The organism is Streptomyces olivoverticillatus (genome assembly GCF_014203555.1).
Taxonomy (GTDB): domain Bacteria; phylum Actinomycetota; class Actinomycetes; order Streptomycetales; family Streptomycetaceae; genus Streptomyces; species Streptomyces olivoverticillatus.
Map to the genome: position 1 here is coordinate 156791 of NZ_JACHJH010000002.1, position 17057 is coordinate 173847.

Sequence of the window (17057 nt, forward strand, 5' to 3'; positions counted from 1 at the left end):
GCCGGGCTCCGCCCGCGCGGCGGGACCCCGCAGGGGGCTTTGGCTCACGGCCGCCACGCCACCCGGTGCTCGCCCAAGTGGGACAGGACCGCGTGGTTCGCCTCCCAGCCGTCCGGGCTGTATCCATTGGCCGCCTCCGGCGGCGTGCCGGGCTCCGCCCGCGCGGCGGGACCCCGCAGGGGGCTTTGGCTCACGGCCGCCACGCCACCCGGTGCTCGCCCAAGTGGGACAGGACCGCGTGATTCGCCTCCCAGCCGTCCGGGAACTTCACCGTCACCCCCAGCTGCACTGGCTCCGTCGACGGGTGGTCGTCCAGCAGGCGGTCGACACCCGCGCGGCACACCACCACGCACGCGTGCCGGTGCCGGGAGGCCAGGACGCACAGGCGGCCCGTCTCCAGGTGGAAGGCCGTCGCGTCCGGGCGCCCCGAGAGGGGGTGCAGGATCACCGTCACGTCGAACTCGCGGCCCTGCAGCCGGTTGGCCGTGTCCACCGTGACGCCGCTGACGCCCAGCTCCTCCAGCGCCGCGCGGACCGCCGCGGCCTGGTCGCGGTGGGCGGTGCCCACCGCGATCCGGTCGGCCGTCAGCGGCACCGCCTCCGGGGACCGCTCGCTGCTCACCGCCCCGCCGCGGGCCAGCAGCCGCCCCACGACCAGGGCCACCGCCCCGACCGCCTCCGGGTCCGTGCGCGGCGTGTGGCGCGCGGGCAGCTCCAGCAGGCCCCAGCCCGATTCGGCCGCCTCGTCCAGCACCCGGTCCGGGCCCGAGCCGTCCGACGGCACGCCGAAGGACAGCGTCCGCTCCCCGTGACCGGTCCCGCTGCGGAACGGCGTGTACGGATAGAAGGCGTCCGACACCAGCGGGGCGGCGCTCGCGGGCAGCCGCCAGGAGACCGGCAGCCGGTGCTGCGGCAGGCCCGGGTTGTGGGCGAGCAGCGTGGACACGGCGCTCGCCGACGGGTCGTACGACAAGCCCGCCCACTGGTCCGCGCCCACCACGCTGAACGGGTCCAGCTGGCCCGGGTCGCCCACGAACAGCGCCCGCTCGAAGAGCCCCGCCACCGCCAGCAGCGCGTCCGAGCGCATCTGGTACGCCTCGTCGACGATCGCGTGCCCCCACGGCTCGGCGGTCTTGGTGTGGGCCCACTTCGCGGCCGTGGAGACCACCACCTCCAGCCCCGCGAGGTCGGCGGCCTTCGCTGACGTCACCACCGAGTCCAGCGCGTCGAGCGCCGGGTCGTAGGCGCGGTGCTCATTGCTGTGCAGACGGCCGACCGGCAGCTCGGGATCCGCCTCGGCCAGGCGCAGCACCAGGTCGTCGACCTGGGCGTTGGTCTGGGCGACGACCATCAGCGGCCGGCCCGCCGCGGCGAGCTCCCGGGCCGCCCGGACGACCAGGGTGGACTTGCCCGCCCCGGGCGGGGAGTCCACGACGACGCCGCGGTGGGGGCTGTGCAGCGTGTCCTCGAGGATGGCGTCGGTGGCCTCGGCCGCCGCCTTGGCGGGGTCGAAGGCGCGCCCGCGCGGCAAGCGCACGGTCACAGGAGGTCCTCCGCGGTCACGGGGTCGGGGGCCTCGGCCGCCGCGGCGGGCGGGCCGCCGTGCGTCCAGGGCGTGCGGTCGGGGTCGGGCAGCTCGGGGCCGCCCCTGGGCGCGTGCTCGAAGAGCGTCCAGCACACGGTGTCGCCGGGCTCCGGCACGGAACCGGCTTCGGGCACCTTGCCGCGGCCCATCCCGCCCGTCAGCCGCACGGTCAGGGTGCCGTCCGCCTCGTGCGCCACGAACTCGGCCGACTGCGACTTGCCGCCCGGCAGCGCGCGGTGGAGCCGGGCGCCCTCGGCCGGATGCGGGGCGTCGCCCGTGCGGACGGTCACCAGCGGGCGCGGGCGGGGGACCTTGGCCTGCGAGTACTCCATGACCACCGCCGTGACCTCGCCTTCGAACGCCTCCCCGGCCAGCCGCCGCCCGGCCATCACCAGCGGATCGTCCAGCGCCTCCTGCGCGTCCAGCTGCGCCTGGGCCGTCTCGCGCGCCCCGAGCTTGCGGGCCGCGGTCACGGCGTCGTCCTGCTTGGGCTGCGGGGGCTCGCCGGCGCGGAGGCGGTCGCGGTGCGCGGTGTACGACCAGCGGTCGCGCTTCCAGCGGTCGGCGACGTGCGCCCCCTCCGGGAGCGCGCGCAGCAGGCCGACGCCGCGCCAGACGGCATCCCAGGTGGGGCGCAGCTGAGTCTCCAGGAGGTCGTGGATCTCGCGCTCGGCGCCGGTGCGGCCCTGGTCGTAGCGGGCGATGGCGGGGGCCAGCCGCTTGTTGTCGAACACCGGGTCCGTGGCGGGCCCGGCGGGCGGGTGCACCAGCAGCCCGTCCCGGTCGCGCTCGCGCTCCGCGCGGGCGGCGGCTTCGGCGCCTGTCAGCCCGTGCGGAGGGTCGATCCAGGCGAGCAAGGCCCCCAAGTGCTGGTCCTCCAGCACGCTTTGGCCAGTGGCCCAGTGGCGGCCGAGCAGCTGCGTCATCGCCGGGAGCAGGGACGAGCCGGGCACGCGGGCGCGCTCCCCGAAGTGGGTGAGCCAGCGGCCGAGCAGGGGCACGCGCGGGGGAGCGGGGTGCGGGGCGTCGGGATCCTGCTCGGCGGTGCGCCGGAACCGCATCGAGCGGCCGAGCAGCCGTACGTACTCCACGCCCGCGGCGCTCGGGACGAGCAACTGCGGGGCGTCGGCGCAGGGCTCCTCGGAGCCGCTTGTGTTCTCTGTGTCTTCTGCGTATTCCGCGCCTTCGGCGTACGACTCGATGTACGGCAGCATGGCCTCGGCCAGCTCGGCGAGGAACGCGGACCGCAGATCACGGTCGCGCGGCTGCGGTACGACGAGGAGCCGCGGTGTGTCCGGATCGGTGCCCACCATGGCCCCGAGCGGCGCCCCCGCCTCACCGGCGGTCGTCAACGGCACGAAGACGAACGGCTTCTCGGCGAGGTGCCGATGCCGCACGGTGGCCAACGGCCGTGCCCGCCCGTCCCGCACGGCTTCCAGCCGCGCGAGCGTGGTGATCAGCGACATACGGGCCCCTCCCGCCGCCCCGAGCCGAGGGGCGCGGCGGTGCCGGACCCCGGCCGTCCGTCCAAGGCCCGGCGGTGACCGGGCAGCTGCCGCCCCCTCATCCCGCCACCCCCGCCAGCGCCTGGGCCCGCAAGGCCGCCGCGCGGCGCAGGGCCGAGACCGTGGGGTCGTCGGGGTCGCCCGCCTCGCCGCTCGCCGCGGCGAGGACGGCCCCGACCGTCGTCAGGCCGCCCAGCTCCGCGCGCAGGCCGCGGCCCAGGGCCTGGACGGCGTCCGCCGCGCGGGACCGGGCGCGGCAGTGGAAGGCCAGCTCGCATGCCGCGAGGCACTCCGGGGCGTACGCCGCCGCGACCGCGTCGACCGCGGAAGCCAACTCGGCGGCCGGGCGCATCGAAGTGCGGCCGTCGTCGGCGAGGCAGAGGTCGAAGGTCGTGCCCTCCGGCAGGGCGGCGGCGATGGAGGCCACGCCGGTCAGCCGGGCCAGCTGGCGCCGCGTCGTGGCCAGCTGCTTGCGGACGTCGACAAGGGAGGCGGCCGGCAGGTTGGAGAAGTCCTTGGGGCAGACCAGCAGGATGCGATGCCGCACCAGACCGGCCTCCGCGCCGAGCCGCTCGGCCACGGCCTCCAGCGCCAGCGCGTACACCGCGGCCTGCCGGGCCGCCGCACCCACCTTCGCGGAGTCGGCCGAGCCGTCGACCATCGCGAAGGACTTGATCTCGACGACCGTCCAGCTGCCGTCCGGATGGACGACCACCGCATCGGGCTCCAGATAGGCGGGCGTGCCCGCCACGGTCAGGGCCAGCAGGGGATGATCCAGCACCGCCCAGCGGCCCGCCGCCGTGGCCTCGCGCAGGGCGAGCGCGGTGCGCGCCGTGCGCCCCTCGGGCCCGGCGGCGGCCAGGTCTGGAAGATCGACGTGCTCCGGCGCGGGCGAGCCGTCGCCGAGGCGCTCGCGCAGCAGGCGGACCAGCTCCGCGCCGCCGTCGGCCTTGACGCGCGCTTCGAAGGCATGGCCGCGGACGAACGCGAACTGGGACTGCCCGAACGCGGCCGGCGCGCCCAGGGCCCGGGACAGCGCGGCCTTGTCGACCCCGGCGCCGTCGAGCAGGGCCCGGCGGTGGCAGCCGGGGTTGGCGGCGAGGGCCGCCAGCGCGCGGGCGTCGAGGGGCCGGGGCGCGACGGTCGGGCCGCGCAGCTCAGCGAGCCGCTGTCGCAGCGCCGTCGGTGCGGCTGTCTCCGGCCTCGCCTCGGGCCGGCTGTCGAGGGATCTGATCACTGGCGTCCGCCTCGCGAAGTCTCTCCGGCGCGCCCGGGCGGCCGCCCGCGGCCGGGGAACCGGCGGACGTCGTCCGGGCATGCGCTGTACCCGCCGAAGTCTCGCACCCGCCACTGACAACCGCGGCCGTCTCGCCCGTTTCCGCGCTCCCGTGCCCGCCGAAGCGGGCCCGGATGCGGTCGGCGAGCCGCAGCGCGGGCCGGGCGAGCAGGTACCCGGTGCCCATCACGGCGGCGCCCGCGGCGGCGTCCAGGAAGTAGTGGTTGGCGGTGCCCATCACCACGAGGGCGATGGTGAGCGGGTAGAGGACGCCCGCGACCTTCGTCCAGGCGGAGCGTCCGTGGCGCCAGAGCACGGCACCGCACCACAGCGCCCAGCCGACGTGCAGGCTCGGCATGGCCGCGTACTGGTTGGTGAGCCCGCCCAGCCCGCGCGGAGCGCTCGCGTCGCCGCCCCACCAGCCGTACGAGGCGTACTGGGCCATCGTGTCGACGAAGCCCTGGCTCGCGTCGAGCAGCCGCGGCGGGCAGGTGGGCAGCAGGGTGAAACCGATGAGCCCGATGAGGGTCGAGATCATCAGCCAGGTCCGCAGCCTGCGGTACGCGGCCGGGCGGCGGTTGAAGACCCAGACCAGCAGCGCCGGGGTGAGCAGGTAGTGCAGCGAGGCGTAGGCGAAGTCGGCGGGTATGCCGACGGCCGGGTGGTCGGTGAGGAACCGGTTGAGCGGGTGCTCGAAATTTATTCGGAACGTTTTTTCAAGGTCGAGTATCGACAGGCCGTGGTCCACGGCCGACTGCACGTCGCCCCGGACCAGCAGCCGCCCCGCCGAGTACAGCCCGTACACCACGGCGATCAGTGGCAGTTCGGTCCACCAGCGCGGCCGCTTCCCGAGTGGTGCGGTGCGGTACATCCGGACGCTCTCCAATGGGTTCAGGCGGCCAACAAGCGCGACATGTAACCGTACGGTGTACGCCACATTGCTCGCACACCGCCCCGTGGGTTACACCAGGCGCCCCCGAGGGGCGGGTGGGGAGACGTCGGGACTGGCCAGAGGGTTGCCCGCAGGTGACGTGAGTGATGATGGGGGCGGACAGAACGGGAGTTCCGTACCGGTTCTGTTGTGAAAGTCACCGAATTTTCTTGTGAAGTAAGGGGCCCTCGCCATGGCACCGCGGATCCTGCTGGCCCGGCACGGACAGACCGAGTGGTCGCTGTCCGGGAAGCACACCGGCCGCACGGACATCCCGCTCCTCGACGAGGGCCGCCGCGGCGCCAAGCTGCTCGGCGAGCGGCTGCACCGCGCCCCCTGGGACGGCCTGCCGGACGCCGAGGTCCGCACCAGCCCGCTGGTGCGCGCCAAGGAGACCTGCGAGCTCGCGGGCTTCGGCGGCCGGGCGAGCGACTGGGACGCCCTGATGGAGTTCGACTACGGCGCGTACGAGGGCATGACCCCGGCCGAGATCAAGGCGGGCCGTCCGGGCTGGCTGATCTGGCGTGACGGCGTGCCCGAGGGGGAGACGCTCGCCCAGCTGACCGCCCGCGCGGACGAGGTCGTCGAGTGGGCCCGCTCCGCCGACCGCGACGTCCTGGTCTTCGCCCACGGCCACATCCTGCGGACGATCGCCGCCCGCTGGCTCGGCGAGGAGGCCTTCTTCGCCTCCCGCATCCGCCTCGACCCCACCTCGCTGTCCATCCTGGGCTGGGCCTACGGCGCCCCGGCCCTGGAGCGCTGGAACGACACCGGCCACATCGCCTGACCGGCCCGGGGCACGCTCACGCCGGCTGGGCGGCGGCCTCGTGCCGGCCGAGGAAGGCGGAGACCGCGGGCTCGGCGGCGTGCCGCCGCAGCAGCCGGGCGGTGGAGACGAGCATCGTGCGGATCCGCGCCGACTGCACCTGGGCGAGATGGTCCAGGGCCTGCTCGCCCGCGGCCGCCGCCGCGTCCGGCGCGCCGCCGCGGGCGAGGTCGCCGGCCAGCTGGGCCGTGTAGAGGGCGATGTTCCGCGCGAAGTGCGGGTCCTGCAGCGCGACGGCCCGCCGGGCGTGCTCCGCGGCCCGAGCCCAGTCGCCCAGCGCCGACCAGCACTGCGCCTCCAGCCCCTCCAGCTCCGCCTCGCCGAAGAACGTCATCCACTCCGGGTCCGCCTCGCACGCCCCGCGTTCGAACATGGTCCGGGCACGCGCGAGCGCCTCCTTGCACGCGGTCCGGTCGCCCAGCCCGGCCCAGCCACCCGCCTCCCGCAGGGCCAGCAGGGACAGCAGCCGCGCCGACGGCAGCTGACGGCCCGCCCGCTGCGCCGCCTGCGCGGCCCGCACCGCTTCGCGGGGCCGTCCCGCGTCCCTCGCCAGGAAGGCGGTGTTGCAGAAGGCGTGCGCCTCCAGTGCCGGATCGCCGGCGACGCGTGCGGTGGCGAGCGCCTCCGCGTAGTGCGAACGGGCGTCGGCGTAGCGGCCCGAGTCGTGGGCCAGCCAGCCCACCGAGATCGACAGCTCGCCCGCGCCGGAGTGCAGCCGGTCCGCGACCGACTGCCGCCGTACCTGGGCGTCGAGCAGGTCGTACGCCGCCCGCAGCGGGTGCGCCGCGCGCCGGTAGAGGCCGTCCGCGCCGTGCCGGTCGTCGAGCAGCCGGATGTGGCGCACCGCCTCCTCGACGGCCGACGCCTCGGTCTCGCCCGCGTGTCGCCGGTGACGGGGGCGCGGGCCACCGCCCAGGGAAGCGGTGGCCACTGCGGCTGTACCGGAGGTCATGAACGCGCGACGCAACACGTCGCTCTCCTTGTTGCTGTCGAAGGTGCTGTCGTAAGTGCCGTCGGAGGGAGTGCTGTCGGAGGGAGTGCCGGCGCCGGACCCGTCCCCCGGTCCGCGCGTACTGCTTTCGGCGGGGCTTCCGGAATGGCCGGGCGGCGCGGGACCGTTTTTGTGCGCCCCCCTTCCACGCACTGTTTCGCGCGGTGCGAAGCCCATGTCCGCCGGTTCGCGGCCGGGAAACATATGCCTGAACACCCGCTCGTACGCATAGTTGGGGCAGCGGATCTCGCCGGACTCGACGCGCCCGACGTAGCGCGCGTCGCACGAGACGTGTTCGCCGATCTCGCGTGCCGCCCGGCGCACGGCCGCCGCGAACTCCCCTGGTGAGCGCTGTCCTCGCAGCTCCCTGAAGGCGGTGTTCGGACGTGGTGACGAGGACGCGCGGTGCGACGCCATGGCCGGACCCTCTCCCTGGCGAGCCGCCCCGCATGCGTGCCCGCGGGGCGGGCGGCTGTGCTGCCGTGTGGCGTGATGACCGTACCGGCTGAGCGCGGCCCACTACATCCGGTTTGGCTACAAAACGGATATCTCACCTGTGATCCGCCATGAACTGCCATCCTTTGCGGCGGCATGTTGCCGTAGCCGTTGACGCACGAGCGGCGTTGAACTCTCCGAGCGCAAGCGCGCTCGACGCGGAGTGGCACGGCGTGAGGAGGGGTTTCCCGTGGTGGAGGCCGGAGTGGATATCGGCGGCTCGCGAACGACGGCTCTGCACCAGCCACGTCAGGACCACAGCCTGTCACCCGTCGAAGCGGCCTTCCCGCCGCTCGCGGCCGCGGTGGAGACCCTTGAGGGCAGACCCTGCGACCTCGTCACCGTCCCCGCCCGCCAGGGTCTGGAAGCGGTCGACATCCTGCGGCTGCGCGACGGCGTCGGCCCCGTGCTGCACGACGGCGGCTGCGACACCCTCGGCTTCCTGGTGCCCCCCGGCACCGCAGACGCCTGGGACCTGCCGGGCAGCGCCTGCACCCAGACCTACGGCCGCGGCCTGCGCATCGGCCCCGCCGAACCGCCCGTGAACGGCACCGGCTGGCTGGTCCCCCCGGACGCCGCCTTCGCCGCCGCCACCGACCCCGCCGTGCTCCGCGCCGCGCTCGGCGAGGCCGCCCGCACCATCGAGGCCGTCGACCGCTGCCGGTGAGCGCCCGCTCCGCCACCGGCGATACTTGAGGCGTGGCGAAGGGCAAACAGAAGCAAGGGCGCGGGCGCGCCGCCGAACCGGTCCGGGAGCAGGTGGCGGGCGGTACGGCCGAGCTCGTGCCCGACCGCGACCGTCCGCGCGGCTTCACCCTGCTGATCGACCGCGCCCCGCAGTCCCACGTGGACCTCGACGACCCGTCCCACCTCGACTTCGCCTACCAGCGCAGGCTCGGCCACATCGCCGACCTCGTGGCGCCGCCCGGCAAGCCCGTCCAGGTCCTCCACCTGGGCGGCGGCGCCTTCACCCTCGCCCGCTACGTCGCGGCCACCCGGCCCCGATCCACCCAGCAGATCGTCGAAATCGACGCCCCGCTCGTCCAGTTCGTCCGCCGCGAGCTGCCCCTGGACGCCGCCTGGCGCATCCGCGTCCGCGGCGGCGACGCCCGCGAAGGACTGGCCAAGGTGCCGGACGCCTGGGCGGACCTGATCATTGCCGACGTCTTCGGCGGCGCCCGCACGCCCGCCCACCTGACCAGCACCGAGTTCACCGCCGAAGTCCGCAGGGCGCTGCGGCCGGGCGGCTTCTACGCGGCCAACCTCGCGGACGGCCCGCCGCTCGCCCACCTCAAGGCGCAGATCGCCACGGTGCGGACCGTCTTCCCCGAGCTGTGCCTGACCGCCGATCCGGCCGTGCTGCGCGGACGCCGCTTCGGCAACGCCGTGCTGCTCGCCTCCGACCGCGAGCTGCCCGTCGCCGAACTGACCCGGCGGGCCGCCACCGACCCGCACCAGGGCCGCGTCGAACACGGCCGCGCCCTCGACGACTTCACCGGCGGCGCCGTGCCCGTCACCGACGCGAGCGCCCGCCCGTCCCCGGCGCCCCCGCCCTCCGTCTTCGAGTAACCCCCGCTAGCCGGGCGGCAGCTGGCCCGTCCGGATCACCTCCGCGTACCAGCGGTAGCTGGACTTGGGGGTACGGGCGAGGGTGGCGTAGTCGACGTGGACCGTCCCGAAGCGCTTGCTGTAGCCGTACGACCATTCGAAGTTGTCCAGCAGTGACCAGAGGAAGTAGCCCCGCACGTCCGCCCCGTCGCCCAGCGCGCGCAGCACCGCCTCCAGATGGGCGTGGACATAGGCGATGCGCTCCGGGTCGTGCACCGCTCCCTCGGCGTCCGGCTTGTCGTCGTACGCCGCGCCGTTCTCGGTCACCAGCAGCGGCAGGCCCGGGGCCTCGCGCGTGAAGCGGAGCAGCAGGTCGTACAGGCCGGTGGGGTCGACGCTCCAGTCCATCGCCGTCCGCTTGCCGGGCGGCCGGTGGAAGGCGACGCCGTCGGCGCCGGGCCAGGGGGACGCCGCCCGGGGGCCGTTGTCAGTGGCGGCTGATACCACTGTAGGCGCGTAGTAGTTGATGCCCAGTGCGTCGAGGGGGTGCTTGATGGCGTCCACATCACCGTCGCGGACGAACGACCAGTCCGTGATCCCCGCCGTGTCCGCGAGCAGGTCCGCCGGATATGCGCCGTGCAGCATGGGCCCGGTGAAGATACGGGTGGACAGCGCGTCGATCCGCCGCTGAGCATCCAGGTCCGGCGCCGAGGGCGTCCTGGCCCGTACGGCGGCGGAGTTGAGGGCGACGGAGATCCCCACCGGCCGTGAGGCGGCGGCCCGCAGCGCCTGGGCGGCCAGCCCGTGCGCCAGGTTGAGGTGGTGGGCCGCCCGCAGCGCGTCGGCGGGGTCGGTGCGGCCCGGGGCGTGCACCCCGGAGGCATAGCCCAGGAAGGCGCTGCACCAGGGCTCGTTGAGGGTGCTCCACATCTCCACGCGGTCGCCGAGCGCCTCGCCGATCAGATGGGCGTAGTCGGCGAATCGGTGCGCGGTCTCGCGCGCGGGCCAGCCCCCGGCGCTCTCCAGCTCCTGCGGCAGGTCCCAGTGGTAGAGGGTGAGCACCGGCCGGATCCCGTGGCCGAGGAGGTCGTCGACGAGCGCGCGGTAGAAGTCCAGGCCGCGCGGCGAGACGGGCCCCCGGCCGGTGGGCTGGACGCGGGGCCAGGAGACGGAGAAGCGGTAGGCGCCCAGGCTCAGCCGGGCCATGAGCCCGACGTCCTCGGCGCGGCGGTGGTAGTGGCCGGTGGCGGTGTCACCGGTGTCGCCCCCGAGCACCCGGCCGGGGGTGTGGGAGAACGTGTCCCAGATGGACGGCGTCCGGCCGTCCTCCTGCGCCGCGCCCTCGATCTGGTACGCGGCGGTGGCCGCGCCCCAGAGGAAGCCGGGCGGAAAGTTCACGGTCATAGCGCACTCCGAGGGATGAGGGAGGAATCGTGGGGGGATCAGCCCTTGACCGCACCCCGCATGATGCCGCCGACGATCTGCTTGCCGAAGAAGGTGAAGGCCAGCAGCAGGGGCAGGGTGCCCAGCAGCGCGCCGGCCATGATCACGGCCTGGTCGGGTACGTAACCGCGGCCGAGCCCCGTCAGGGCCACCTGCACGGTCGGGTTCTCCTGGGTCAGTGCGACCACGGGCCAGAAGAAGTCGTTCCAGGCCTGGACGAAGGAGAGCATCCCCAGCACGGCCATCGCCGGCCGGGCCACGGGGAAGACGACGTGCCACACCAGCCGCCAGCTGCTCGCCCCGTCCATCCGGGCCGCCTCCACCAGCTCGCCGGGCAGCGCCTCCACCAGGAACTGCCGCATGAAGAAGACGCCGAAGGCGCTGACCAGCGTGGGCAGCACCACCGCCTGCAGGTGGTCGGTCCACCCCAGCCGGGCGATCACCATGAACAGGGGGACGACGCTCAGCTGCGGCGGCACCATCATCGTGCCGACCGTCAGCAGCAGCAGCGCGCCGCGGAAGCGGAAGCGCAGCTTGGCGAAGGCGAAGCCGGCGACGGTGCAGAAGAGCACGGTGCCCAGCGCGATGGTCCCCGCCACCAGCACTGTGTTGGCCAGGGCGAGCCCCATGCCCGCCTCGCCCCACGCCCGGGCCAGGTTCGCCGGGAGGTTGCCGCCGAACCACAGGGGAGGCGGGGTCCGGGCCAGCCGGGTGTCGTCGCGCGAGGCGGCGACGGCCGTCCACACCAGGGGGAAGAGCGACCCCGCGGTGAACAGCGCCAGCACCGCATAGGCGAACGGCCCGGCGTGCAGCTGCCGCCCGGCGCGTGCGAGGCCCGGCCTGCGCCGGGCGGGGACCGTGGCCGTCACCGCTTCCTCTCACCGGTCCTGGCGCAGCCGCCGCGCGAGGAGTGCGTTGACGGCCGCGATCAGCAGCAGGATCAGGAACATGCTCCAGGCGACGGCGCAGGCGCGCCCGAGGTGGAAGTTGAACCAGCCCTGTTCGTAGAGGTAGAGCCCCAGCGTCTGGAACTGCCGCGAGGCCCCGCCCTTCTGCCCGCCCGCCCCGCCGAACAGCAGCGGCTCGCCGAAGAGCTGCGTCGCCCCGATCGTCGAGACCACCACGGTGAACAGCACGGTCGGCCGCAGCGCCGGGAGCGTGACGTGCCGGAACTGCCGGGCGCGCGACGCCCCGTCCAGCGCCGCCGCCTCGTACAGATCGTCGGGCACGGCCCGCATGGCGGCCAGATAGATCAGCGCGTTGTAGCCCGTCCACCGCCAGATCACGATGGAGGAGACCGCGATCTGCGAACTCCAGGTGCCGCTCTGCCAGTCGACCGGGCCGATGCCCACGCCCCGCAGCGCCCAGTTGACCATCCCGTAGTCGCGCCCGTAGAGCAGCACAAAGACGAGCGTGGCGGCGGCGACGGAAGTGGCGTACGGGGTCAGCAGCGCGACCCGCCAGAAGGTGGCGGCCCGCAGCCGGTAGTGCAACAGGTGGGCCAGGCCCAGGGCCATCAGCAGCTGGGGGACGGTCGACAGGACGCCGATGGTGGCGGTGTTGCGCAGCGCGTTCCAGAAGAACTCGTTGCCCAGCAGCCGGGCGTAGTTGTGCAGCCCGACCCACTCGGTGCGGCCGGGCGAGGTCAGCTCGATGCGGTGCAGCGAGGCCCAGCCCGTATAGAGGAGGGGGAAGAGCCCGAAGACGGTGAAGAAGAGGAAGAAGGGCGCCACGAAGGCGTAGGGGCTGTAGCGCAGGTCCCAGCGGCAGAGCCGGCTGCGCCAGGGGTCCGGCGCGGGCCGGCCGCCGTGGTGGCCTCCGCCCTGCTCCCGCCGCGGGGCGCCCTCCGCCACCGTGGTCGTGGCCGTCATTCGTCCACCGCGTTCTCGATCTCCTGCTGCGCCGCCCGCCAGCCCGCGCCGGGCGGCTTGCCCTGCTGCTCGACCTGGGGGATGCCGACGTCGGTGAACGCGCCGCCGATCTGCTGCTCCTTGGGGCCGTAGACGAGCGTGGGGACGGCGCGGGCCGCCGCCGCGAAGATCGCGCCGGTGGGGGCGCCGCCGAAGTAGGGATTGTGCGCGTCCCGCACCTCCGGCATGGCGTACGAGGCGGGGGTGGAGGGGATGCTGGCCTGCCGCTCGAAGAGCCTGGCCTGCTGTGCGGGTGCGGTCAGCCAGACGGCGAGGTCGACGGCGGCGGCCTTGTGCCGGGCGGCCTTGGGGACGGTGATGAAGGAGCCGCCCCAGTTGGCGGGGCGGGGCGCCGGGGCCACATCCCATTTGTCCTTGCCCGCCGGGCCCGACTTCTCCTTGATGTAGCCGAGCATCCAGGGCGGGCAGGCGACGGTGGCGAAGCGGCCGTTGGCATACGCCTGGTCCCAGGGCTTCTCGAACTGCTTGAGCCGTGCGGTCAGCCCGTCGCGCGCCGCGCGCACCGCCAGCTCCCAGGACGCCCTGACCGCCGGGCTGTTGCTCCAGATCGGCCGGGAGCGGCGGTCGTAGTAGCGCTCGGCGTAGCCGTGCACGGAGGCGTTGTAGATCCCGGCCGCCGAGTCGGTGAAGACCGTCCCGGCCGGGGCCCGCTTCTTGTAGGCGAGGCCGGTGGTGAGGTACTTGCGCCAGTCGCCCGCCCACAGCCGGCCGACCGCCTCCCGGGCGGTGGGCAGCCCCGCGCGCCGGAAGAGGTCCTTGCGGTAGCACATGGCGATCGGCCCGATGTCGGTGCCGAGGCCGATGGTCCTGCCGTCGCGGGTGGTGGCCTGCTCCCACTTCCAGGGCAGCCAGTCGCGGCGGTGGACGCCCTTCGCGGCGGAGAGGTCCTCGAAGAGGCCGCCCTGGGCGGTGGCCAGCTCGTGGATGTCGCCGACCTCGACGGCCTGGATGTCCAGGAGGCCGCTGCCCGCGGCGAGGTGGGTGAGGAGTTGCGGGTAATAGGCGTCGTTGCGCTCGATCACGCTCTCCTTGACGGCCACGTCCGGGTGGAGGCGCTCGTACTCGCGGTAGAGGCCGGCCTGCTGGTAGCCAAAGACACCGAAGGTGCCGATGGTGACCGTGGTCCGGCCCCGGCCGCCGTCGCCCCGGGCGCAGCCGCCGAGGAGGGCGGCGCCCAGGACGAGCACGGCCGCCACCGCGAGGAACACCGCCCTGCGCCGGGGCCGGGCCCGGTACCCCGGCGTCATCCGGGGATGACGTGCTCCGCCTGTGGCCCCTTGGGCCCCTGGACGACGTCATACGTGACGGGCTGGTTCTCCTCCAGGGACCTGTAGCCCGCGGAGTCGATGGCGGAGAAGTGGACGAACACGTCCGGACCGCCGTCGTCCTGCTCGATGAAGCCGAAACCCTTTTCGGCGTTGAACCACTTCACTTTGCCTGTTGCCATCGGTGGTGAACCCTTCGTCCGGTATCCGGCACCTGAGCATTCCCCGATGACGGGCGAACTCCCACCATCTGTCCCAGGGATCACCCCTGAGGGCTACAAAACGACAAGAGCCCGACCCGCTTTCGCGGATCGGGCTCTTGCTCGATCAGGGTGAGTAACGGGACTCGAACCCGCGACATCCTGGACCACAACCAGGTGCTCTACCTGCTGAGCTATACCCACCATGTCCGGTGTTTGTTTCCGTGTTTCCTACCGGCCGAGAAAAAGTGTACAGGGTCCGGAGGGGTGCTCGCTCCCGGCTTTCGCCTCGCCGGGAGCGAGCTGCGTCACTCTGCCGTCCTCAGCCCTGAGCAGGCAGGACGTGCTTGGCCGCGATGGCCTTCGCGGTGTCGGAGTCCGGGCCGGGCTGCGGCACGAAGATCGCCTCGCGGTAGTAGCGGAGCTCGGCGATCGACTCGCGGATGTCGGCGAGTGCCCGGTGGTTGCCGTTCTTCTTGGGGCTGCTGAAGTACGCCCGCGGGAACCAGCGGCGGGCCAGCTCCTTCACCGAGGACACATCCACGATCCGGTAGTGCAGGTGGCCCTCCAGGGTGGGCATGTCGCGCAGGAGGAAACCGCGGTCGGTGCTGACCGAGTTTCCGCACAGCGGTGCCTTGCCCGGCTCCGGCACGTGGGCGCGGATGTACTCCAGGACCTGCCGCTCCGCCTCCTCGAGCGTCGTCCCGCCGTCCAGCTCCGCCAGCAGCCCGGAGGCCGTGTGCATCTGGCGCACCACCTCGGGCATGGTGACGAGGGCCTCGGCGGGCGGGCGGACGACGATGTCCACGCCGTCGCCGAGGATGTTCAGCTCCGAGTCCGTGACCAGGGCGGCCACCTCGATGAGTGCGTCGTCCGACAGCGAGAGCCCGGTCATCTCGCAGTCGATCCACACCATGCGATCGTTCATACGTCTCACCCTACGGGGCGCTCCCGCTGGCCGGGCAGCCGCGGAGTGTAGAGATCCGATTCCGGTTTGCCGGGGTCGGGGGCGGTGGCCCCGTGCCCACCGGCGTGGCCGGGCGTATGAGCGATATGTCCGCTATGCCCTGAGTGTGGCGGTGGTGCGCCGAGCGGTCCGCCCGTCACGGCATGGGTAGCCGTGGCCATGGCCGCCCGCCGCATCGCCATCAGCGACGCCTCGCCGGTGCGCGGGTCGCCCAGCTCCGGCCTCTCGAACCGGTCGCCGCGATCGCTGCGCTCCGCACGCTCGGCCCGCTCCGGCCGGCCGTCCCCCTGGGGGCGGCGCGCCCGGTAGGCGGCCCGGTAGGCCGCCGGGGAGGACCCCAGCTGCCTGCGGAAATGTCCGCGCAGCGCCACCGGCGAGCGGAAGCCGCAGCGCCCGGCGACCTCGTCCACGGAGTAATCCGAGGTCTCCAGGAGCCGCTGTGCCTGGAGCACCCGCTGGGTGATCAGCCACTGCAGCGGTGCGCTCCCGGTGAGCGAGCGGAACCGCCGGTCGAAGGTGCGACGGCTCATATAGGCGCGGGCGGCCAGGGTCTCCACGTCGAACTGCTCGTGGAGGTGCTCCAGCGCCCAGGCGACGACCTCGGCCAGCGGGTCGGCACCGATCTCCTCCGGTAAAGACCTGTCGAGGTAGCGCTCCTGTCCTCCGCTGCGGCGCGGCGGCACCACGAGGCGGCGGGCCAGGGCCCCCGCGGCGTCGGCGCCGTGATCGGTGCGGACGATGTGCAGGCACAGGTCGATGCCTGCCGCGGTGCCCGCGGACGTCAGTACGTCGCCGTCGTCCACGAAGAGCTCCCGCGGGTCCACGTGGACCGACGGATAGCGCTTGGCGAGCGTGGGCGCGTACATCCAGTGGGTGGTGGCGGGCCTGCCGTCGAGCAGGCCCGCGGCGGCCAGTACAAAGGCCCCGGTGCACAGCCCGACGATGCGGGCTCCCTCTTCGTGGGCCCGGCGCAGCGCGTCGAGCGCGGCGGCCGGCGGCGGCTGTGTGATGGACCGCCAGGCCGGTACGACGACGGTGCCGGCCCTGGAGAGCGCCTCCAGGCCGTACGGTGCGGTCAATTCCAGGCCGCCGGTTGTTCGCAATGGCACATCTTCGCCCGCGCACACCAGCAATCGGTAGCGGGGAACTCCTGCGTCCTGTCGGTCGATTCCGAACACAGAGAGCGGAATGGAACTTTCGAAGATAGGGCCGCCGCTGAAAAGCAGTACGGCGACAATCTCCCGGCGGCGGCGTCCGGAGAGCTTGCGCGCGGTCTCCGGTACGGTCGTGGAGTCCTGGCTCATGGCGCTAAGCCCCCCTCGGCGGTCGAGTCCTCTCGGTCCTGAACGGTTCCCCCGCCGGTCATGGCCAAGATCGAATCTACTGCGTCGCTTGGAGACGCGGTGACCAGTTCACCACCCGCCTCTAAGTCGACATGACAACTTGGCGCGAAGCGTTCGATCACGAAGCGTTGCACTTGCAGCCCTCGGTGAAAAGTACGCCTCTCGCCCATGCCCACTCTCCGTAGGCGGCAACCGCCCTCCGCGGTCCTTTCCTTGCTGGTCGACCGGCTGTTGGGGGCGGCTGTGAGGAGGGTACGAAGTTCGGCCTGAACTTGGCTGAAAACCTACGGGTCCAGGCGTGCGAGAGGGTCAGTCGAGGGGCGTACCGGGCCCCTGATGCCGGGCTCCGCGATGGCTCCCCGCGCCCGTCCGGCCGTGCCGTCCGCGGTGCGGAAGGGATTGCTCCGCGGTGACCCGGGCGGCCGTCCGCTCGGCCTGCCGCAGCAGCGCGTGGCAGACACAGGTGAGGGCCACCAGGCCGGCCGCGGTGCCGACGGACCCGGCGAAGGACTGACCGCACATCAGCAGGACGACCGGGACCAGGGCGCAGCTGAACGCCGCCCAGCGGACCACGTCGCTCACCGGATCGGGGGACTGCCCGGAGGGGGCGTCCTCGCGGGCGAAATCTCGGCTTCCGGGCACGGAGGGCTCCCTGCTGGCGGCGGCTGGCGGTACTACAACGGCGGCCCGGGGGTCTGGGTCACTGGGGAGTGGGTACCAGTGAGTAGAGCCGGGGCCATTGCGCTACGCG

At 73.5% G+C, this 17057-nt stretch carries 17 protein-coding genes and 1 tRNA gene; 3 read left to right on the forward strand and 15 right to left on the reverse strand.

Annotation, left to right across the window (positions count from 1 at the left end; genetic code table 11):
- Positions 1-44: 44 nt before the first annotated feature.
- From FHS39_RS06170 to FHS39_RS06190, 5 genes are all read right to left on the reverse strand, one after another.
- Complete coding sequence (locus tag FHS39_RS06170; protein WP_184347070.1) at positions 45-194, reverse strand: hypothetical protein; 150 nt, start codon at positions 192-194, stop codon at positions 45-47.
- Positions 191-1537: an AAA domain-containing protein gene (locus FHS39_RS06175; RefSeq protein ID WP_425507763.1), complete on the reverse strand. Its 1347-nt coding sequence runs from the start codon at positions 1535-1537 to the stop codon at positions 191-193. The genes FHS39_RS06170 and FHS39_RS06175 overlap by 4 nt, the downstream gene beginning before the upstream one ends.
- Before the next feature lie 2 nt (positions 1538-1539).
- On the reverse strand, positions 1540-3051 hold the full coding sequence (locus FHS39_RS06180; RefSeq protein WP_184347072.1) for a hypothetical protein: 1512 nt from the start codon (positions 3049-3051) through the stop codon (positions 1540-1542).
- A 97-nt stretch (positions 3052-3148) separates the two neighbouring features.
- The gene (locus FHS39_RS06185; protein WP_425507742.1) at positions 3149-4327 is read right to left on the reverse strand and encodes a hypothetical protein; all 1179 of its coding nucleotides are present in this window, start codon (positions 4325-4327) and stop codon (positions 3149-3151) included.
- Positions 4248-5237, reverse strand: a complete 990-nt coding sequence (locus tag FHS39_RS06190; RefSeq protein WP_184347074.1) for a phosphatase PAP2 family protein — start codon at positions 5235-5237, stop codon at positions 4248-4250. The genes FHS39_RS06185 and FHS39_RS06190 overlap by 80 nt, the downstream gene beginning before the upstream one ends.
- Before the next feature lie 253 nt (positions 5238-5490).
- Here FHS39_RS06190 and FHS39_RS06195 point away from each other — a divergent pair, with 253 nt between their 5' ends.
- Positions 5491-6084, forward strand: coding sequence for a histidine phosphatase family protein (locus FHS39_RS06195; RefSeq protein ID WP_184347076.1), 594 nt, complete (start codon positions 5491-5493; stop codon positions 6082-6084).
- Positions 6085-6100: 16 nt separating this feature from the next.
- On the opposite strand, the gene FHS39_RS06200 is transcribed toward FHS39_RS06195, so the two are convergent.
- On the reverse strand, positions 6101-7531 hold the full coding sequence (locus tag FHS39_RS06200; protein WP_184347078.1) for an NsdA family TPR-like regulatory protein: 1431 nt from the start codon (positions 7529-7531) through the stop codon (positions 6101-6103).
- A 268-nt stretch (positions 7532-7799) separates the two neighbouring features.
- On the opposite strand from FHS39_RS06200, the gene FHS39_RS06205 reads away from it, so the two are divergent.
- Both FHS39_RS06205 and FHS39_RS06210 read left to right on the forward strand, forming a co-directional pair.
- Entirely contained in the window at positions 7800-8276 is a 477-nt protein-coding gene (locus tag FHS39_RS06205; protein WP_184347080.1) for a hypothetical protein, read from the forward strand.
- A 32-nt stretch (positions 8277-8308) separates the two neighbouring features.
- On the forward strand, positions 8309-9178 hold the full coding sequence (locus FHS39_RS06210) for a spermidine synthase (protein WP_045932438.1): 870 nt from the start codon (positions 8309-8311) through the stop codon (positions 9176-9178).
- 6 nt (positions 9179-9184) lie between these two features.
- On the opposite strand, the gene FHS39_RS06215 is transcribed toward FHS39_RS06210, so the two are convergent.
- From FHS39_RS06215 to FHS39_RS06255, 9 genes are all read right to left on the reverse strand, one after another.
- Complete coding sequence (locus FHS39_RS06215) at positions 9185-10561, reverse strand: GH1 family beta-glucosidase (protein WP_184347082.1); 1377 nt, start codon at positions 10559-10561, stop codon at positions 9185-9187.
- A 38-nt stretch (positions 10562-10599) separates the two neighbouring features.
- A complete protein-coding gene (locus FHS39_RS06220) occupies positions 10600-11469 on the reverse strand; it encodes an ABC transporter permease subunit (RefSeq protein ID WP_184347097.1) in 870 nt (289 codons plus the stop codon).
- Between the two features lie 9 nt (positions 11470-11478).
- Positions 11479-12471: a carbohydrate ABC transporter permease gene (locus tag FHS39_RS06225; protein ID WP_184347099.1), complete on the reverse strand. Its 993-nt coding sequence runs from the start codon at positions 12469-12471 to the stop codon at positions 11479-11481.
- Complete coding sequence (locus FHS39_RS06230) at positions 12468-13778, reverse strand: ABC transporter substrate-binding protein (protein WP_184347101.1); 1311 nt, start codon at positions 13776-13778, stop codon at positions 12468-12470. Before FHS39_RS06230 ends, FHS39_RS06225 begins: the two co-directional genes overlap by 4 nt.
- Positions 13775-13978 carry a cold-shock protein gene (locus FHS39_RS06235; RefSeq protein WP_184347103.1) on the reverse strand — a complete coding sequence of 68 codons (204 nt, stop codon included), beginning with the start codon at positions 13976-13978 and terminating at the stop codon, positions 13775-13777. Before FHS39_RS06235 ends, FHS39_RS06230 begins: the two co-directional genes overlap by 4 nt.
- Positions 13979-14127: 149 nt before the next feature.
- Positions 14128-14200: transfer RNA gene (locus FHS39_RS06240), tRNA-His, on the reverse strand.
- A gap of 118 nt (positions 14201-14318) precedes the next feature.
- On the reverse strand, positions 14319-14924 hold the full coding sequence (gene orn / locus FHS39_RS06245; protein ID WP_045932434.1) for an oligoribonuclease: 606 nt from the start codon (positions 14922-14924) through the stop codon (positions 14319-14321).
- A gap of 5 nt (positions 14925-14929) precedes the next feature.
- Complete coding sequence (locus tag FHS39_RS06250) at positions 14930-16267, reverse strand: helix-turn-helix domain-containing protein (RefSeq protein ID WP_184347105.1); 1338 nt, start codon at positions 16265-16267, stop codon at positions 14930-14932.
- 348 nt (positions 16268-16615) lie between these two features.
- On the reverse strand, positions 16616-16948 hold the full coding sequence (locus FHS39_RS06255; RefSeq protein ID WP_343069390.1) for a hypothetical protein: 333 nt from the start codon (positions 16946-16948) through the stop codon (positions 16616-16618).
- Positions 16949-17057 lie beyond the last annotated feature (109 nt).

Excerpts from the sequence above, each read along its gene's own strand:
- FHS39_RS06180 (WP_184347072.1), bottom strand. The coding sequence starts at position 3,051 with ATGTCGCTGATCACCACGCTCGCGCGGCTGGAAGCCGTGCGGGACGGG.
- FHS39_RS06225 (WP_184347099.1), bottom strand. The coding sequence starts at position 12,471 with ATGACGGCCACGACCACGGTGGCGGAGGGCGCCCCGCGGCGGGAGCAG.
- FHS39_RS06195 (WP_184347076.1), top strand. The coding sequence starts at position 5,491 with ATGGCACCGCGGATCCTGCTGGCCCGGCACGGACAGACCGAGTGGTCG.
- FHS39_RS06200 (WP_184347078.1), bottom strand. The coding sequence starts at position 7,531 with ATGGCGTCGCACCGCGCGTCCTCGTCACCACGTCCGAACACCGCCTTC.
- FHS39_RS06250 (WP_184347105.1), bottom strand. The coding sequence starts at position 16,267 with ATGAGCCAGGACTCCACGACCGTACCGGAGACCGCGCGCAAGCTCTCC.
- FHS39_RS06190 (WP_184347074.1), bottom strand. The coding sequence starts at position 5,237 with ATGTACCGCACCGCACCACTCGGGAAGCGGCCGCGCTGGTGGACCGAA.
- FHS39_RS06235 (WP_184347103.1), bottom strand. The coding sequence starts at position 13,978 with ATGGCAACAGGCAAAGTGAAGTGGTTCAACGCCGAAAAGGGTTTCGGC.
- FHS39_RS06230 (WP_184347101.1), bottom strand. The coding sequence starts at position 13,778 with ATGACGCCGGGGTACCGGGCCCGGCCCCGGCGCAGGGCGGTGTTCCTC.
- FHS39_RS06215 (WP_184347082.1), bottom strand. The coding sequence starts at position 10,561 with ATGACCGTGAACTTTCCGCCCGGCTTCCTCTGGGGCGCGGCCACCGCC.
- orn (WP_045932434.1), bottom strand. The coding sequence starts at position 14,924 with ATGAACGATCGCATGGTGTGGATCGACTGCGAGATGACCGGGCTCTCG.